Source organism: Lawsonella clevelandensis, assembly GCF_003241315.1.
GTDB classification, from domain to species: Bacteria; Actinomycetota; Actinomycetes; order Mycobacteriales; family Mycobacteriaceae; genus Lawsonella; species Lawsonella clevelandensis_A.
In genome coordinates, this window is sequence record NZ_QFOZ01000004.1 from 82,716 (window position 1) to 99,217 (window position 16,502).

Genomic DNA, 16,502 nt, shown 5'->3' on the forward strand with positions numbered 1-16,502 from the left:
TCACTATATTCCTGCCAGATAAGAGATGTGCACTATGAGGAATAGCAGAGGCTGTTTCAAGCGTAAAAATGGTTATCGAAGAGAAGCAGTTAATTTTTGGGCAAAAGTGGCTTATCCGGGCGGTGGCCAGATTGTGGTAGCGGCGGGGAAGTGCAGACGCCAAATAAAATCTTTACTCCCTGCTTCGCAATGGGAAAAGCAAGATATTCCAGAGCTAGGACGCGTAGAGATTCTATCTATAGGGGAAACGCAGTGTCCTTCTGAAAATGTTTTTCAGGGTAGTGAGAATTATGAAATCGAGATTCAATCAGATTACCCGAGGGATAAGAATGTAGTAGTTGAAATTCTTACATATGTGTTGTGTGGCAATAAAAATACTGCTAAACGCATTGCTGCTTCTGTAGACGATATAAATATGTCATGTATAGGGAAGAAAAATCGTCCTGTGGAGGATGTATCGGTTGAGACGATCCCGACCATAGACCTCTTACATTTGGAGCTTCTTCATGCGACTACTTTGAAGCGGAAGAAACCGGGGACCGGTGGTAGGAATCCACTCCGGATTGTTCACCGATGGAGCCGTACTTTTATTACATCTAATGGTGTAATCCACTTGTACACAACATTTTCAAGTATAGAGCAGGAAAAATTTCAGAGTTTGCATAGTGGTTCATGGTTAGTACGGGGGCCAAGCTATTTTTCTCAGAATAGTGAAGAAGTATATGACGCTTCTGCGGTCATTTACGCTTATCTAGAGAGTCTCTGTACGCATTTGCGGCGATGGCGTATTGAATTTGATAGATGGTACAGCAAAATATTTTTACTTGCAGATGCTGACTCAAATGAGGTAATACCTGGGCATATACGTGAAGTATGGCAGGAAAAAGCGGTTTTGGAAGAAGCCCTTAAATGTACTACGCGGGCAATAAATAGTCTTGAAAGCGGTATGAAAGATTCTTTTGAATCTAGTACGGAATTGACCTCGTATGTGAATGAGCAGCTTCAGACAATAAAAAATATTGTTGATGAATACTCAAATCTGCTGGTAGAAGCGTCGGAATCTCTTGACAGTATGTCTGAGGCTGTCAGGACGCAAGAGAGTAAAGAAAGTGCTGGGACAGCGGCCACAATAGCATTTTCAAATTTATGTATGACCATACTGTTGGCCATAGTGACGCTTATGAAACAAAAACCGGATATGCAAGCAGATACAACAACAGCAGTAGTAACAGCTGTAATACTTTTAGTCATAACTACAGGGCTTGTAATTGGGGTTCTAGATTCGTTTAGGCGCATTGTTATTCCATTTTTTAGAGTAATATGTCGCGATTGATGCTGAGACTGCATAGGTCACGGGGATAGAGAAGGGCTCAGGTTCGTTTCGGAGACCTGAGCCCTTTTTATAGGTATGGGGAAGTTTTGTGGAGTTGTGTCTGGAAAATGTAGAGCACGGCTTAGCCGTGGCCTCAGCTGTGGACGTAGGTGAGGACTATCGGCAAGGTTATGAGTAGGACGCACATAATGGATGTTCCTACTGCTAGTAGTACGCCTTTGGTGTTGGCCCAGTTGAGGACTAGTCCGTTTCCGTTGAGGTGGTCGACGAACATGGCTGGGTCGTCTTTGTTTGCGTAGAACATGCCCATTGCGTAGTGGGAGTCTTGATCGCGGGAGTCTGCTCCATCTGGCTCTATGGGGAGTGATCGTGCTGTCTTCGTATGGTGTATTGATAGTGCTACAACTACCCCTACGATGATCGCTACATTGAGGATATAGAGGGTTTTTCCGCTATTGGCGAAGGTGGGGAACACGGTTATGGAGAGAAGGTTTAAGCATAGTGTGAAGCATATTGTTAGCCACCCTATGCTTTGCTGCTGACTCTCGGAAAGTAATTGTGCTCTGCGCCGCGCGGAGGGGGACATGGCTGTGCGGTATTGTCCGCGTTTGAGGTGGTTAAAGACTGCCCATATAGTGCAGGCTGTTACTAGTCCTAGGGCGAAAAATACGTCGTCGAATACGGTCCACACGGTTTTCGCTGCTAGTTCATGGGTTCCGTAGGAGTTGTCGATGGACACCATTGGTGGAATATCGCCCCAACGCAGCCAGAGGAGAAGTGCGGTAATGCCTGTTAGTAGGTAGGAGCACACGTAGGGTGTCCACTGCATAGAAACTTGCGGTATAGCGTTAGCGGAGGTTCCGGGTGTTAATGAGCCCGCAACTTCTACGTGCGCGTCGGATACCCAATTCTGTTCTGTTTTCTTTTTGCGGATAACGCGGCCCGCCCACCACCAGGTAAAAAATATGCTGTATGCCTGTACCATCCATAAGATATATTCCACGTCGGAGGCTTCGGACTCTGTGCGGGTGTAGAAGCATGCCACAGTTATTGCTGCAAACACTACTGCTATAACGAAATTAGCGATGTGGAAGCGAAGCCAGCCAGTTCTTATGACGGGGTCATTTTGGTGTGCAGAGGGGACGGTTACTCCCAGTGGATTGTGTTGGGGAATGAATAGGGTTGAGCACAACCAGAGGACTGGCAGAAGCGCAAATAGTAGTGCGGATAAGGCAGTGTGCATGGTTATAGGTCCCTTTCGCTGGTGGAGAAGGGGGATTCGGGGGAGTTGGCGGGGTGTATGCCGGTGAATGCGTCGAGTATGTCGTGTGTTTGTGTGAGTATGGTGTTTTCGTCAATTCCCTGGCAGTAGACTTTTGCCAGAAGGGTTTTCAATTCTTCCTGGAATTGTGTGAGGTGGTCGGGGTGCGGAGTGGTGTTCTCCACGACCACGCTGCCTTCTCTTCGTGATGTGGTGATAATGCCTTCCGAGACAAGAAGGTCGTAGGCTTTCTTGACGGTTGCTGGGTTGATTCCAAAATCCAGTGCCAGTGCCCGTACGGGGGCGAGTTGTTGCCCGGGGGTAATGTCGCCACGCGAGATGGCCTCGACGATGCGGTCGTGGATTTGCTGGAAAATTGGTGTCGCAGAATGCGGATCAATGGTGATGATCATGCTTCCTCCTTCACCAAACAACATTCTGTATCGCTTGTATTAGTTATAGTAATACAAGCGATACAGAGAGGTAAAGAGAAAAATAAAAAAGCTCCATACCGAGCGCTTTTATCCTGTAATCTCTCCTAAAAAGAATGGCTATAAACCGTTTTATAGCTCCTGTGCACAAGTAAACTGAGGTAAAGATTCACATAGCTACCATGATGGGATTGTGCCAGCATTATGGGCATACGGGATAGAGAAGATATAACTTTAGAGGTCGAACCGCGTGATGTAGGTCGTGATGCCTACAAGGAGACCTATGAGTCTACTAAGTGGTGGTGGGATAAAGACTCTAGTTTTCTCGCAAAAATAGCTTATGAAGATGGTTCTCAGGCCACGCTAGCGTCGGGGTGGCATAAGCGGCAGATTGAGTTTGAATACCCAGGCGTGAAATTTAAGGATCTGGGTCTGCCAGGTGAACTAAATAGTGTCGGATATATTCCTATAGGGCGTAATGAAATTAACTCTGACCAGGTTTTTAAAAATATTGAGAGCTATGAAATAGAGATTTCTCTCGATGGTATTTCTGAGCATACAGACACTATTAAAGATTTCCTGAATAACTTTGTTCCTGAGCAGACTACTGAAAATCTCCTGGAGTCAATGGGGGAAATAATAAGGAGGGTTTCAGCCAATAGGGCTAATCAAGATATTGATGATGGCTTTGGGGGACAAATCCCGACAGTAGATTTATTGTGTCAGAATCTTCCAGCTAGATCAGGTAAAAACCCTGAGCCGCTTCGTACTCTTTACCGGTGGTGTCGTATTTTCGATCTTTCGAAAAAGATTAATGAAGATACCCCAAAGGGTACTATCACCATCTACGAGAAAATTCCGAAAGAGCAAAAGACACAACGCCGCTGGCCTCATAACTGTATTTGGCTAAACCGGGGGAAAGACTACTACACGGAATATACTCAGGTGGGGAGTCCTTTAGAAGCCTTCACAGTTCCCATTGAATACGAGCTTTATAACCTGGAAAATTGGAAGGTTGAGTTTGAGCGTTGGGAAACTATGACGTTCAAAATAGCTAGTAATTCTGATCCTGACATTGCCGCAGATCAACTAAATAAGTGCTCAGAGGAGATGGGGAAACTATCGGAATTCGTTGGTACCGCTTCTTTAGCAGTACGGAATTTGCATCATAAAGCGGAAAATAGCTCCTTCGTCACGAAAAGAAAGATTGATGATGTCAAAGAAGAGGCGGAAAAGCAATGCACAGCCATGCATAAGGTTGTTAACGATTGCCGAGAATGTATTGAAAAAGCGTCAGAGTTTCTCGCTAATACTGCCCAATCCGTTGAAGCATTAGCGGGACGTAAAAATGCGGAAACTACAGTAACGATAAGTCGTATTGTTAGTATTCTCGGCCTGCTTTTTACCATTCCGACCTTGGTTATTTCTTTTTATTCAATGGGAGTCTTTACAACTGATAAAAAATAGGTTTACTTCCTTCGGGAAGCGTATTCATTCTAGTGATATGCCTAATAACTTCCTTCATTGCATTAGGTATTTATTGGGCAGTTTGTTCTTCACATCGCCGTCGTAGAAAACAATGCATAGAAAATGCTAGTGACTTATGGATAGGGGTAGATAGCCATGATTCAGACGATTACGAATGAGGAGATACTGACTGCTCTCGAGGGGACGCGGCGTCAGTATCTTGTTGGTGATCTTAAACTTCCGCAAGCTCTTCGGCATCAACATTCTAAGGATCTCGAAATCGGTATTACCCGATATGAAGAATCCTTTTCCGAAGCACCTCACACGCATGATGTCACTACCGAATACCAATATGTATTAAGTGGATGGACGCGGTATCTAGATTTAGATACGGGAACTGAATACGATTTCCGAACTGGTGATTTCTACGCAATTACCACCGGCACTAAATATGCCCAGAAGTCGAAACCGGGAACAGCGATTCTCTTCATTAAAGTGCCGTCACTTAACGATAAAAAGCTATTAGATGTTTCTGCGGAACTGCAGAAGTGGCTAGACACTCCATTACAGACAGTGCGAACTGACTATTTTCATGAGGAGAATGCACCGTCTCCCAATTCCATTAAACCGGCTGCCGCAGTAGCAGTGGTGAACGATAACCGTGTACTGCTAGTTCGTAGACGAGATAACAGTAAATGGACATTGCCGGGTGGAACACTTGAATACGGTGAGAGCCTGCCGCAATGTGCAGTGAGAGAATTAGCGGAAGAAACCAATTTAAAGGTGGAAATCACCGATATTTTGGGAACCTACACCAGTCCAAACGTTTTAATAGCGTACTCAGATGGGGAAGTTCGGCAGGAATTCACCATTGTGTATATAGGCCGAACTGCGGATACTGAAGTACGTATTGACTCTGAATCGACTGACTACCAATGGGTTTCAGTGGAACAGTTGGATGAACTAGAACTCGCAGATTCTCAACGGCTACGCCTGGAAGATTTACAGTCTTATTTAGCTCATGGAGAGCGGCAATTTAAGTAGATCTGTAAGGATAAAAGCGTAGTGAACGGGGTAGATCGTCGTCCTGTTTCAGTTTTCGGCTGCTGTTGCGCTACCAGCTGGGAACGTTTTTGGCTGTTCGTTCGTTCTACTGGGTGTCATCGTAATCACGTGAAGAGAGAATATAGTCATGAACACCATGCACATGGATACTATGCTTCTTGCTGTTGGAGAGCCTAGTGTTGATCCCGCTATTAGTCTTAGTTCGCTAGTGGTTGGCGGCATTATTAGCGTTATTGCTCTTGCTATTTTCATTTGGGCTATTGTTCGCGTTATTCAACTTCGTGATGTTGATGTTTATGGCCTCCCTTGGGTGGCGTGGCTGCTGATTGTTCTTTTAACTGGTGGTATTGGCCAGATTGTGTTCCTTATCCTCTCGTATCTTCACGAGAAGAAGCAGAAGGAAGCCGCTGCTAACGGCTACTATTTTGATGGCCACTACTATTGGCCGTATCCGCAGGCTGGCGATGCTACTAATGCTGCCCCGAATGCTCCTGCTGGTGCTGCACCCGGTATGCCGTTCCGTGGCGGAATGACGGTTCCTGGTGCTCCCACGGTTACCCCACCGTATGCCCGCCCGTCCTACCCAGGTAATCCTGCATCCTCTTTTAATCAGAAGGATCAGGCTGGCCGTGCCGACAATACCGGCGCTGAATCGGGTTCCGATGATCATGATGGTGGCGACGATTCCTCGTCCTCATCGTCTTCGTCCTCGTCGGCAGATAAGTAGCGTTAGCGTTTCCTCGTTTTCGCAAACGGCATAATGTCTGCCATAACTTCATATCGTGCACTACGTGTGCACGTTTTGTGTGCCCCACGTTCTAGACGCGTTCTTACCGCGTTGTAGGCCGTGGGGCGCACTGTATTTATGGGCTACTTTCGTTTCGTTCTTGCTGGTTAGAAGCACTTTTACAGAAAAATCGGTGTGGGAATAGGCCTCTGTAAAGAAGAAAAAAGAGGCGAAAAGATGAGAGTGCAGAAACAAGCCGCAAAAAAATTTTCATAGTAATTTTCTGCGAGTTTTTCTTCTGTAAATGTGCTGTTCACAGCGTTAAATACCAGAAATATGGGGCACGGATAGCAAAAGTAGGTCCCCACAGCGCCGCCGAGTGTGTCTAAACTTTCCGCCTGTCCAATTCAACTACGTTTTATTCAAGTGGGAATAATGAAAAAAATTCTTTCCATCCCCCTGTCACTTCTCCTCACGACAAGCCTGGGTCTTGGCTGCGCCAACGCTGACGTCAAGGACACGCCTCAGTTTGGCCACAGCAGCAGCTCCAACAGCCAAAGCTCAAGCACCTACAGTGGTGGCAGCAGCTACAGCGGCGGATACGCTTCCACCCCAACGTATTACTCCGCGCCCGTCCAGACAGCACACAAGGCTCGTCCGGCGAAACGTCGCCCTGCCCCCAAAAACTATGACGGGGTATACCTCATCAAAGATAAGACGGTTCTGAAGAACACCCTCACCAACACGGACATACTGAAAGAATCCGTTAAAAATGGTGTGAAGCACGGATTCAACGCCGCCACGTCACTAGCCTCCCTTCCGCATGCCGGATACAAGATCATCAAAGATCCAGAAATCGTGCTGAAAGACCGCGGACTGCGGAAGCAAATCGTTGAAACGACCGCATTTTCAGCGGTGGGCGCCGTCCCCGGTGCAGTAGCTGGCGCCGGGCTGGGCATGGTTGCACTGCCGGCAGCACTAGGTTTGCCCGCCGGTGCTGTAATCGTTCCGGTTGCTGCTGTGGGAGACACCCTTATTGGCCTGGTGGCCTTGGGTGCCACTGGCGCCGTTATTGGTGCTGTTATTGGTGGCGCAGTAGCGGGAGGAGCTGCCGCGGTAACAACCTTCCTGCTCGGTGCAGGCCCATTGGGTGGAACTGCCTCCACTATTTTGGGTGTTGTGTGCGGAGCTGCCACTGATGTTCTCGCCGGTGCAGGTATTGCTATTGGGCCCATGTGTGGTCTCTCCACTGAAGGCGTCAGCATTGCCGTATCCGCTATTGCTAGCGCAATGACCGGCACTGTTGCCGCAGTTCTCGGCGCAGGAATTGGCGGTACCGTGGGTGCTGCCGCAGGCGCCGCAACCGGTGCAGTAACCGGCGGAGCCACCGGCCTCTTTGTTGGTGCAGCTGCTAGTGCCGCTATTGGCGCACTTGTGGGCATTCCCGCCGTTTTGGGCGGAGTCGCTGTAGGCGGTGGCGTGGGAGCAACCCTCGGTGCCACAGTCCTGGGAAGCGCAGCACACGGTGTAGTTTCCGGAATATCAGCCACGGGTCTCTCCATTGAGAATGCTGCCCGCAGGCATGATGGCTATGGCCCCATACAGGTGAACCATGCAATGGCCGACTACCAGTCTCCCGTCCAGAATGCGAAAGAAATGATTGATCTTTTCGGCAAGGGTCTCGTTGAGGAAAAAGGCCCTTCCGACCTCGCTAATGGCGGAAAAGATTCCCTGGAAAAGATCACGCACACATTCGATAACACTGATCTCGGTAAGAAGATAAACAAGGTTATCGAACGTCACCACGGAGATAAGAAGTAAGTGCTCTCTTTTGAAAGTGACTGGCGAGACTGGCTACACCAGTGGGACGCCACAGCAACCACTAATGACACCCACACTGACACCAGCAATGTGGTGGATACGGAAAACTTTTCCATCGTTCCGCCAGCTATCCAGCTGGACGCACAGACGAATATTCAGCCGAATATTCAGATGGACAGTCAGCTGGACGTGCCGTGGGGTGGTCAGTCAGGTGCCCAACCTGCTAGCTGGCAGGCTAGTCAGCAGGCCGGCCAACAGACCGGCCAACAGGCTGGCTAGCCAGTCACTTTGCCACTTACTCCCTCATCATCGGGTAGTGGTAGCACTAAAAAACATCTCCTCCGTGGAGCTCTCATTCTTGTCCCTACCCTCCTCGTTATCGCGCTGGGGGTAGGGATAGGGGTGAGCCATTCCCATCGCCACTCGCAGGATACCGCCGCACAGTCTGCCGCACACTCCACCAGTGCACACTCATCACCTACAGATGCAGCTCAGAAGTGGTGTACTCCGCATAGTGGGAATCCCTACGTGTCCAGCAAGGGCGGGGACACGTCAACACCCGAGGGGATCCTTGCCACCATGGAGCAGCAATACTTTGGTGCCCGTTCCGCTGACGGTGTTATGGCGCTTGTGGGCGGGGACTGGACCGACATTAATGATGTCAGCAATGCTATAGCCGGTATCCCCACCGGCTCTATTGAATGGTGTACGACTATCCGCCCCGCCGAATCCGGCTGGTACACCGTCATTGTCGATAGTCGAAAGAAAAATACTCCCGACGATGTCACCACCTGGGTAGGGGACTACCACGTGGAGACTATCCCCGGGGAAGGCCTCCGCATTATCGATATGCGCCCCAACCCCACAGTGGTGCAAGAACTGAAACATAAAGAACTAAAACACAAAGAAGCAGACGCTGGCGCATAGCCTCCAACACGTAGGAATCAGAATGCCCCTTCCCCTCGTCCACATCATCGGCACCTACCCCGGTTGCGGGGCCACCACCATCACCCACCTGTGGGGAGAAAGCGCAGATGAACGTCCCCTAGACTCGCCCCTCCCCGCCAAAGGAAGCCCCTGGGTAGTTCCAGTTCTTATGGGGGCATACCAACCCATGCAACAAGGGTTCAGTAACGTCCAGTACTTGTCCACTGTCCCACATCTTCGGCTGGGTGGAATCCTCATTCGCGCCTGTACGGATGGAATACCCCTAGACCTCCACGAAAACATCTCCTACCTGCGGGGACTCTTCCCTGATATTCCCATCCAGATAGTTGACTACCAGGATGATCTCCCCGATAAAGGCCTTAACGAACTTCCCAGTTGGGACTTCCTCCGCCCCACACTAAAGCGCTTCGGGCACGACCGCTGGGCCACAACCTTTAACCAGTTCGCCACCATCGTTGACTATATTGTTCATACCGAACGCACAACACCTACTAGCAGCTCCAACAGCTAAGCTAGTCTGCAGGTGGCGTATTGGTTCGTAGAGTGCGCACTGGGCGGCAGGGTGTTCCCACAGCCAGCACATTGGCCGGAATATCCTTAGTCACAACACTGCCCGCCCCAATCACACTATTGTCACCAATCGTCACCCCGGCGCACACCGTCACCCCGGCCGCAATCCACACATTATTGCCCACAGTAATCGGTGCGGAACGTTCCCACCCGGCAGCCCGCATCTCCACATCATCAACCGGGTGTAGGGGTGTCACAAACTGCACACGCGGCCCCACCTGCACGTTATCCCCCAGCGTCACCGTGTTTGTGTCCACGAACATCACATCAAAATTGAGGAAGCACTCCCGCCCTATCCGCACATTAACCCCAAACTCGCACGTTAATGGTTGGCGGACAATGGAGCCCTCCCCGTACTCCCCAAATATGTTGTGGAGAAGAGCTGTCCGCGTAGCAGCGTCATCTGGATCGTTATCTGGATCGCCATCTGGTGTGGTCGCATTAAAACGGGACACTTTACGCTGGCATTCCATATAGGCAGTGTGAATATCCGGGTCCTGGGTAGGAAGGTACCATTCGCCAGCCATCATGCGGTCAAACTGTAAACCCATACACCCATTATGCGGTATGCGGCTTATGCGTGCGGTGCACGGCTTATTGCGGTGTGCGGCTTATGTTGTGTGCGGTGCTAACCGCTTACTGTTCGCTAGTGGTAGTACCCGCTATTTCCATTCACTAGTCCTCAGTAGAGTGGCCTAGCGCGGTATCAATATCGGCGGCAATCTTATCGGGTGTCGTGGTAGGGGCGTAGCGCTTCAGGACAGTACCATCGCGGCCAATGAGGAACTTTGTGAAATTCCACTTAATTTTGCTGGAAAACACACCCTTTTGCTGGTTTTTTAAGTACGTAAAAACAGGGCACGCGTTTTCTCCATTAACATCTATCTTTGCCATCATAGGGAAACTGACCCCATAGTTCAGGCGGCAGAATTCACTAATGTCGTGGTTGCTGCCCGGGTCTTGGTGGGCAAACTGGTTGCAGGGGAAACCAATAATGTAGAACCCGCGGTGGCGATAGTCCTGGTAAAGCTTCTCCAGTCCCTCAAATTGTGGGGTGAATCCACACTTCGATGCTGTATTAACTACTAGCAGTACTTTCCCCGAGAAATCAGCGAGATTTACAGTGTCACCGGCAGTAGTTTTCACCTGAAAATTTTGGTCATAAAAGCCGCTCACAGTAACTCCCTCCAGTATGCGTACACACTCTGTGTGCATACACTTTGGTGCATTGTGTTAGTGCACCGTTCTACCTATAGAAACGCTCTCCTCTTTTGAATATCCCCTGGATAGTTCGCAGCGTCCACACCATGCGGATTAATTTTCTTCACCGTTGTGGGAGGAGAGGGAGGGAAATCACTTTCGCGCTCGCATGTCGCGAGGGTCTGTAGATAGAGGGGTAGATAGAGGGTTAGATAGTGTGGCTGTCAGACGCGTCGCGCTCGGCTAGTTTATCCAGCTGGTCCGCTATGTCGCGTGCGTCTATTCCCGTACTTCCCCCGGTACTTTCCTCACCATTCTTGCTGTTTCTTGTGCCGTGACCTGTTCCATGCCCCGCGCCGCGACCAGTGTCGCGACCCGCACTGCGACCAGCGCCGCGACCAGCGCCATCCACTCCATCGTCTGCACTGCTGTCCGTACTGTCCTCCGCATCGTCGTCTACACCGGCGCCGCTGGTGTGCTTCCGTCGCACCATGTAGGCCACCAGCGCAATAAGCAGCAGTACGAGCACAACAAGCAGCACAATAAGGTCGGTGGAGGAATTGCCCACGCGGGTTACCCACAGTTCCGCATCAAACTGGTTAGTGCCGTCACCACCAGTGTTTATTCCGGCGGTCCCATCGGTGGCTAGGAAGAGTGCCCCAATAAAAATGAAGAGTGCCCCGGAGATAAGGGAGGTGGTGTTGGTGGTGATGGGCCCCCACTTGAGTTCTTTACCGTGGATCCATTTCTTGTGGGAGAGGTCAAAACGTTCCCACAAGATAGCCAGAATAAACAGTGGCACAGCCATACCCAGGGCGTAGACGGCCATCAGGACCATGCCGTAGAGGGCGCTGCCGCCGGCCATGGCCACGGTGAGAATACTGCCCAGGATAGGGCCGGAGCAGAAACTGGCCAGGCCGTAGACGCAGCCCAGCAGGAGGACGCTTACCGCGCTGGTGCCGGAGAGTTTCCCCACTGCGTCTTGGGCTGGGCGGAAGGCGAAGCCTTTCCCGAATACCGTCATAATGCCGAAGATGATGATGAGTATTCCGGCGCAGAGCATGACGGTGGGGCGGATGGAGTCTAGGAAGGATCCTAGTTTCCCCAGGCCGGCACCGAGCGGTACGAGGGTGATGCAGAGTCCCAGGTAGAAGAGTCCGGTGCGGCTGACGAGTTTGCCGAAGCCGTCGAAGGCGTAGGCGAAGAAGGCGGGGAGGAGTAGGGCGGAGCAGGGGCTAATGAGGGTAAGGATGCCTCCCAGGAACGCGCCGAGGATGCCGATGGTACTCAATGCTGTGCTGGGTTACTCTCCGTGTAGTTTTACTTCTTGTCGGTGGCCAGGATAGCTGATTCGATGGCGTCGATGTAGGTTTGGGTGTCGCGCGCCCCCACTATCGGGTAGCCGTTAATGAGGAATGCGGGTACGGATTGGAAGCCCATGGAGTGGGCTTCTTGTTTGCTGGCGTTTATCTTCTCATCGAACTTGGTGGACTGGGCGTCCTTCATGAAGGTGTCAATGTCTTTAATCTGTAGTTCTTTCGCCCAGTCGCGAACAAGGTTGAGGGTGATGGTGCCGTGCCCTTGGGTGGGCATGGTGGAGTAGATTTTCCGGGCGAGTGAGTAGCCGGCGCCTTGCTGTGCGGCGGCCATGACGGCGCGGGCGCCGAGCATGGATTGTTTGCCGAAGAGCACCATGTTGCGGAATTCTATGCGGAGTTTGCCGGTGCGGACGTACTTGTCAACCAGTTCGGGCTCTACTTCTTTCATCCACTTGGCGCAGTAGGGGCAGCGGAGGTCGCCGTAGTCGATGAGGACGACGGGGGCTTCACGGTCCCCAATGGACAGGCCGTCTTTGGTGCGGTGGGCTAGCCCGAAGGAGTCGCTGGAGAAGTGGCTTGGGTCTATTTGTGCTTCGGGGGAGGAGAGGTTGTTTTTGTCGTTGTGGGTGGTCACAACAAGTGTGACGATGACGGCAACAATGGCCACGATGATGGTGATGAGTACCCACGGTTCCCAGCTGCGCCAGTTGAGGCCGCCGGAGCGTCGTTTCCGTTGGGCGTTTCGCCGTTGCTTGTCGCGGCGTTTTTGCTCGTCGGGGGACTGCTCGTCGGGGGTCTGTTCGGCGGGCTGTGAAGTCATGGTGTGGGATCCTTTATGTGCACGGTGGGCTTCCGCTGATCGCCAGGGTGTGGATCAGAGTTTCTTCTACCTATTAGCCTAGTGAGCTTTCCGCTAAATTTCTGGGCGGATTGCTGGGTAGTCGGCTATCACGTTAAGGAATTGGGTGTTTTCTTCCGGGGTGGCGATGGTGACGCGTATGCCTTCTCCGGGGAAGCCACGTATGATAACTTTCCGCTGGATAAGGTAGTCGATAAGTTGTTGGGCGTCACTGCGGGGGAGCCATACGAAGTTGGCTTGGGAGTTATCCACCTGGAATCCCATGGCGCGGAGTTCTTTAGTGACGCGTTCCCGTTCTGCCACAATAGCGTCTGTGCGGGCAAGCAGCTGGTCGCGAATGGTGAGGGCGGCGCGGGCGGCGGCTTGGGCGGCCAGGCTGGTAGAGAACGGGATAACCGTTTTGGAGAGGTTACTGCAGGCTTCTTCAGATCCCACGAAGTACCCCACGCGGAATCCGGCCAACCCGTAGGCCTTGGAGAATGTGCGCAGGACAACCAGATTGGGGTAGGAGGACAGGAGTTCCAGGCTGCGGGGGAAGTCCTCTGTCCGGTTGTAGTGGTAGTAGGCCTCGTCCAATGTGACTAGGACATTACTGGGGATCGCATCGAGGAAGGTGACGAGTTCTGCGTGGGTGAAGGTTTCCCCGGTGGGGTTGTTGGGGTTGCAGAGGAGCACCATGCCCGTGTTGGGGTCCTGCGCGGCCGCGGCAGGGCGGCCAGGTCGTGCTTACCGTTGGGGAGGTTGGGGACCTGGACGAGGGTGGCCTGGGCAACGTAACCCATGATGGGGTAGGCCTCGAAGCTGCGCCACGGCATGACGAGGTTACTGCCGGCGGGGCAGGCGGCCTGCACAAGGTGTTGGAGGAGGGAGACGGAGCCATTCCCCACCACAATCTGCTCAGGAGTGATCTCAGTGGTCTCAGTGGCGCCGGTGACAGCATTATCGTCACCTTCGCCGCTAGAAGCGTTATCAGAAGCGTTATCGAGGGAGGCGCGGGCGCATAGGTCTTGTGTGAGGGCGGCTGCTATGGCTGTGCGGAGTTCCTTAGAACTGGTATCCGGGTAACGATTACCGCCGGCGACAGCAGTAGCTACTGCGTCAATAATGCTTTGGTCGGGGGCGTCGGTTACTTCGTTACTGGAGATTTTGATGGCGCCAGGGATACTACGGCCGGGAATGTAGGCGGGGATGGCGTCAAGGTCGTCACGGAATAAGGAGCTCATGTTTCCATCGTAGAGGTAAATAGTGCTATGGGGTAAGCTGACGTGTAGAGCGCATCTTGAGACGATAACACCATATTCTGCCTTCACTACATGCTGGTTCGATACCGCGAACTATAGATGAAAGAGGCCTATATGAAGAACTCATCTCGCCGCTCGAAGCGTATTATCGCCGCCGCGGCAGCGTCCGCTGTTGTTGCCGTCCCCTTCTTGTCTGGCTGCAACTCAGATGCAGACAACTCCAACAACGAAAGTATGGATGTTGTTGCTACCACTACACAGATTTGTGACTACGCGAAAGAAATAGCGAAAGATAACGTCAAACTGACCTGCTTGCTGGCTCCTAACGCTTCCGCCCACGACCACGAGATGACTCCCAAGCAGATGAACGCGCTCTCCAAGGCCAAACTTTTCATGGTGAACGGTGTGGACCTGGAACACTTCCTGGATTCTGCCGTGGACGCTTCCGGTTTTAAAGGCACCATGGTGGTGACCTCCGGCATTCTTACCGCCAACGAGGTGAAGGACTCGTCTGCTGCCGCCAAGAATGATAAGGACAAGCCTTACACGGTGGACCGTGGCGACCAGAAAGTTAACGTTGCCCCCTGGCCGTTCGCGCCGGAGCCGGGTGAACAGCCCGAGTTCGAGTACGATCCGCACGTATGGACCTCCCCCAAGAATGCCAAAGTGCAGGTTCATAACATTGGTAAGGCATTGGAGAAGGCCGACCCGGATCATAAGGATGCGTACATTCAGAACACGAAGGATTACGAGAAGAAACTGGATGAGCTGGATAAGTGGGTCAACGACTCTATCGTGTCCGTGCCCGAGTCCCAGCGTGTCCTCTTTACTTCCCATGACGCTTTCGGCTACTTCTCCCGCGACTACGGTGTGAAGTTCATTGGCGCTGCCCTCTCGGACTTCAACGCCCAGTCCGATGCCACCGCCGCCCACATTAAGGAATCGGCGGAGGAAGTGAAGAAGTCTGGCGCCGTTGCCCTCTTCGCGGAGAATTCCAATAACTCCAAGTCCGTTGAGGCTATTGCCCACGCCGCTGGTGTGAAGGCCATTATTGGTGACGATGCCCTCTATGGAGATTCCCTGGGGCCCAAGGGTTCCAACGGGGAAACCTACATTAAATCCATTGAGCACAACGTCAGTACCCTTACTGACGCCTGGGGTGGTAAGTCCCCCGAGCTTCCTAGCGACCTGAAGTAGGAAGTGTGTGAAGGCTGGCGTCCCAGCCCTATCGGGGTTGGGGCGCCACTTTTCTAGGCAGTCTAGCCTTTTATCCCTTTCATGTCGGAGCCTTATCGAGGTGCTGCACCGATTTAACTATTGTATTAACCTATAAATATAGAACTAATACCACAGAAAGAACTATTAATTATGACGTTTGCAGACACCCGCACCCCCGCCCTCGAATTCAATAACGCCTCCTTCACCTACGGCGGACCACCCGTCCTCACCGGCGTTACCGGCACACTCTACCCCGGCGAAGCCCTCGCCCTCATCGGCCCCAACGGCTCCGGAAAAACCACCCTCCTCTGCGGAATCCTCCGCACCGTCACCGTCACCGGCACCATGAAAATCCTCGGCGGACCCGTCACCAAAGTCCGCAAAGGCGCCATCGGCTACGTCCCCCAAGTAGCAGACCTCGACCCCACCTTCCCCGTCACCGTCCGCCAAGTAGTAGAAATGGGACTCTACGGCGAAGTAGGGTGGCTGGGGCGCATCACCGGCGAACGCCGCAAACGCGTGGACCAAGCATTAGACCGCGTTGACATGCTGGGACGCGCCGGGCGCCGCTTCGGCGATCTCTCCGGCGGACAGAAACAGCGCGTTCTGCTTGCCCGCTCCATCGTTGCCCGGCCAAAACTTATCCTCCTCGACGAGCCCTTCAACGGCCTCGACGAACCCAACCGCCTGAAACTCCTCGACCTCATTCACTCCGTGAAAGCAGAAGGGGTAGCCGTCGTCGTCTCCACCCACGACATTGTGCTGGCTCAAGAAACGTGCGAGAAAGTTCTCCTGCTGGCCAACCGACAAATCGGCTTCGGGCCAAAAGAGGAGATTCTGGTGCCCGAGCTCATCGCCGAAGCCTACGGTGGGCACGTACCCGAGGAATACCACGCCTTCGCCGACAGCGCTAAGCCAAAAAAGACCAGTGCAGAGGCGGTTAGCAATGGATAGTGCCGTCTCCACCATCATGACGGGCGTGGAAAACTTGCGGATCGCCCTCCAAGACGTGCCCGGGTTCCGGACTGTCGCCTCCGCACCC

General features: G+C 52.3%; 18 protein-coding genes. 10 read left to right on the forward strand and 8 right to left on the reverse strand.

Annotation, left to right across the window (positions count from 1 at the left end; genetic code table 11):
* The first annotated feature begins 34 nt into the window (after nt 1–34).
* Entirely contained in the window at nt 35–1,333 is a 1,299-nt protein-coding gene (locus tag DI579_RS03935) for a hypothetical protein (protein WP_290598545.1), read from the forward strand.
* Nucleotides 1,334–1,466: 133 nt separating this feature from the next.
* Here DI579_RS03935 and DI579_RS03940 read toward each other — a convergent pair whose 3' ends face one another.
* Complete coding sequence (locus DI579_RS03940) at nt 1,467–2,576, reverse strand: hypothetical protein (RefSeq protein ID WP_290598544.1); 1,110 nt, start codon at nt 2,574–2,576, stop codon at nt 1,467–1,469.
* Nucleotides 2,577–2,578: 2 nt separating this feature from the next.
* Nucleotides 2,579–3,007 (reverse strand): GntR family transcriptional regulator, encoded by a 429-nt coding sequence (locus tag DI579_RS03945; RefSeq protein WP_290598543.1) that lies wholly within the window; start codon nt 3,005–3,007, stop codon nt 2,579–2,581.
* Nucleotides 3,008–3,229: 222 nt separating this feature from the next.
* On the opposite strand from DI579_RS03945, the gene DI579_RS03950 reads away from it, so the two are divergent.
* The 7 genes from DI579_RS03950 to DI579_RS03980 all read left to right on the forward strand — a co-directional run bounded on the left by DI579_RS03950 (nt 3,230) and on the right by DI579_RS03980 (nt 9,564).
* The gene (locus tag DI579_RS03950; RefSeq protein WP_290598542.1) at nt 3,230–4,492 is read left to right on the forward strand and encodes a hypothetical protein; all 1,263 of its coding nucleotides are present in this window, start codon (nt 3,230–3,232) and stop codon (nt 4,490–4,492) included.
* 156 nt (nt 4,493–4,648) lie between these two features.
* The gene (locus tag DI579_RS03955) at nt 4,649–5,536 is read left to right on the forward strand and encodes an NUDIX domain-containing protein (protein WP_290598541.1); all 888 of its coding nucleotides are present in this window, start codon (nt 4,649–4,651) and stop codon (nt 5,534–5,536) included.
* 148 nt (nt 5,537–5,684) lie between these two features.
* On the forward strand, nt 5,685–6,284 hold the full coding sequence (locus DI579_RS03960) for a hypothetical protein (RefSeq protein ID WP_303678745.1): 600 nt from the start codon (nt 5,685–5,687) through the stop codon (nt 6,282–6,284).
* 435 nt (nt 6,285–6,719) lie between these two features.
* Nucleotides 6,720–8,105, forward strand: a complete 1,386-nt coding sequence (locus tag DI579_RS03965; RefSeq protein WP_290598539.1) for a hypothetical protein — start codon at nt 6,720–6,722, stop codon at nt 8,103–8,105.
* Nucleotides 8,106–8,384, forward strand: a complete 279-nt coding sequence (locus tag DI579_RS03970; protein ID WP_290598538.1) for a hypothetical protein — start codon at nt 8,106–8,108, stop codon at nt 8,382–8,384.
* 9 nt (nt 8,385–8,393) lie between these two features.
* Nucleotides 8,394–9,032: a Tad domain-containing protein gene (locus DI579_RS03975; RefSeq protein WP_290598537.1), complete on the forward strand. Its 639-nt coding sequence runs from the start codon at nt 8,394–8,396 to the stop codon at nt 9,030–9,032.
* Between the two features lie 22 nt (nt 9,033–9,054).
* Nucleotides 9,055–9,564: a hypothetical protein gene (locus DI579_RS03980; protein ID WP_290598536.1), complete on the forward strand. Its 510-nt coding sequence runs from the start codon at nt 9,055–9,057 to the stop codon at nt 9,562–9,564.
* Between the two features lies 1 nt (nt 9,565).
* Here the strand turns inward: DI579_RS03980 and DI579_RS03985 are convergent, their stop codons facing one another.
* The 6 genes from DI579_RS03985 to DI579_RS04010 form a co-directional block, all read right to left on the reverse strand.
* Complete coding sequence (locus DI579_RS03985) at nt 9,566–10,174, reverse strand: sugar O-acetyltransferase (protein WP_290598535.1); 609 nt, start codon at nt 10,172–10,174, stop codon at nt 9,566–9,568.
* Between the two features lie 124 nt (nt 10,175–10,298).
* Complete coding sequence (locus DI579_RS03990) at nt 10,299–10,799, reverse strand: glutathione peroxidase (RefSeq protein ID WP_290598534.1); 501 nt, start codon at nt 10,797–10,799, stop codon at nt 10,299–10,301.
* Between the two features lie 232 nt (nt 10,800–11,031).
* Nucleotides 11,032–12,114, reverse strand: coding sequence for a cytochrome c biogenesis CcdA family protein (locus DI579_RS03995; RefSeq protein WP_303678746.1), 1,083 nt, complete (start codon nt 12,112–12,114; stop codon nt 11,032–11,034).
* Between the two features lie 29 nt (nt 12,115–12,143).
* Nucleotides 12,144–12,962 (reverse strand): thioredoxin domain-containing protein, encoded by an 819-nt coding sequence (locus DI579_RS04000; protein ID WP_303678747.1) that lies wholly within the window; start codon nt 12,960–12,962, stop codon nt 12,144–12,146.
* Nucleotides 12,963–13,055: 93 nt separating this feature from the next.
* Nucleotides 13,056–13,676, reverse strand: a complete 621-nt coding sequence (locus DI579_RS04005; protein ID WP_303678748.1) for an aminotransferase class I/II-fold pyridoxal phosphate-dependent enzyme — start codon at nt 13,674–13,676, stop codon at nt 13,056–13,058.
* Complete coding sequence (locus DI579_RS04010) at nt 13,583–14,224, reverse strand: aminotransferase class I/II-fold pyridoxal phosphate-dependent enzyme (RefSeq protein WP_303678749.1); 642 nt, start codon at nt 14,222–14,224, stop codon at nt 13,583–13,585. Before DI579_RS04010 ends, DI579_RS04005 begins: the two co-directional genes overlap by 94 nt.
* A gap of 132 nt (nt 14,225–14,356) precedes the next feature.
* On the opposite strand from DI579_RS04010, the gene DI579_RS04015 reads away from it, so the two are divergent.
* On the forward strand, nt 14,357–15,439 hold the full coding sequence (locus tag DI579_RS04015; protein WP_290598529.1) for a metal ABC transporter substrate-binding protein: 1,083 nt from the start codon (nt 14,357–14,359) through the stop codon (nt 15,437–15,439).
* A 171-nt stretch (nt 15,440–15,610) separates the two neighbouring features.
* The gene (locus DI579_RS04020) at nt 15,611–16,414 is read left to right on the forward strand and encodes a metal ABC transporter ATP-binding protein (RefSeq protein WP_303678750.1); all 804 of its coding nucleotides are present in this window, start codon (nt 15,611–15,613) and stop codon (nt 16,412–16,414) included.
* Nucleotides 16,415–16,502: the final 88 nt, after the last annotated feature.

What these genes read in the sequence shown, in the direction of transcription:
- DI579_RS04000 (WP_303678747.1), bottom strand. Translation starts at nt 12,962, where the DNA reads ATGACTTCACAGCCCGCCGAACAGACCCCCGACGAGCAGTCCCCCGAC.
- DI579_RS03985 (WP_290598535.1), bottom strand. Translation starts at nt 10,174, where the DNA reads ATGGGTTTACAGTTTGACCGCATGATGGCTGGCGAATGGTACCTTCCT.
- DI579_RS03980 (WP_290598536.1), top strand. Translation starts at nt 9,055, where the DNA reads ATGCCCCTTCCCCTCGTCCACATCATCGGCACCTACCCCGGTTGCGGG.
- DI579_RS04020 (WP_303678750.1), top strand. Translation starts at nt 15,611, where the DNA reads ATGACGTTTGCAGACACCCGCACCCCCGCCCTCGAATTCAATAACGCC.
- DI579_RS03940 (WP_290598544.1), bottom strand. Translation starts at nt 2,576, where the DNA reads ATGCACACTGCCTTATCCGCACTACTATTTGCGCTTCTGCCAGTCCTC.
- DI579_RS04015 (WP_290598529.1), top strand. Translation starts at nt 14,357, where the DNA reads ATGAAGAACTCATCTCGCCGCTCGAAGCGTATTATCGCCGCCGCGGCA.
- DI579_RS04010 (WP_303678749.1), bottom strand. Translation starts at nt 14,224, where the DNA reads ATGAGCTCCTTATTCCGTGACGACCTTGACGCCATCCCCGCCTACATT.
- DI579_RS03935 (WP_290598545.1), top strand. Translation starts at nt 35, where the DNA reads ATGAGGAATAGCAGAGGCTGTTTCAAGCGTAAAAATGGTTATCGAAGA.
- DI579_RS03945 (WP_290598543.1), bottom strand. Translation starts at nt 3,007, where the DNA reads ATGATCATCACCATTGATCCGCATTCTGCGACACCAATTTTCCAGCAA.
- DI579_RS03955 (WP_290598541.1), top strand. Translation starts at nt 4,649, where the DNA reads ATGATTCAGACGATTACGAATGAGGAGATACTGACTGCTCTCGAGGGG.
- DI579_RS03965 (WP_290598539.1), top strand. Translation starts at nt 6,720, where the DNA reads ATGAAAAAAATTCTTTCCATCCCCCTGTCACTTCTCCTCACGACAAGC.
- DI579_RS03960 (WP_303678745.1), top strand. Translation starts at nt 5,685, where the DNA reads ATGAACACCATGCACATGGATACTATGCTTCTTGCTGTTGGAGAGCCT.
- DI579_RS03950 (WP_290598542.1), top strand. Translation starts at nt 3,230, where the DNA reads ATGGGCATACGGGATAGAGAAGATATAACTTTAGAGGTCGAACCGCGT.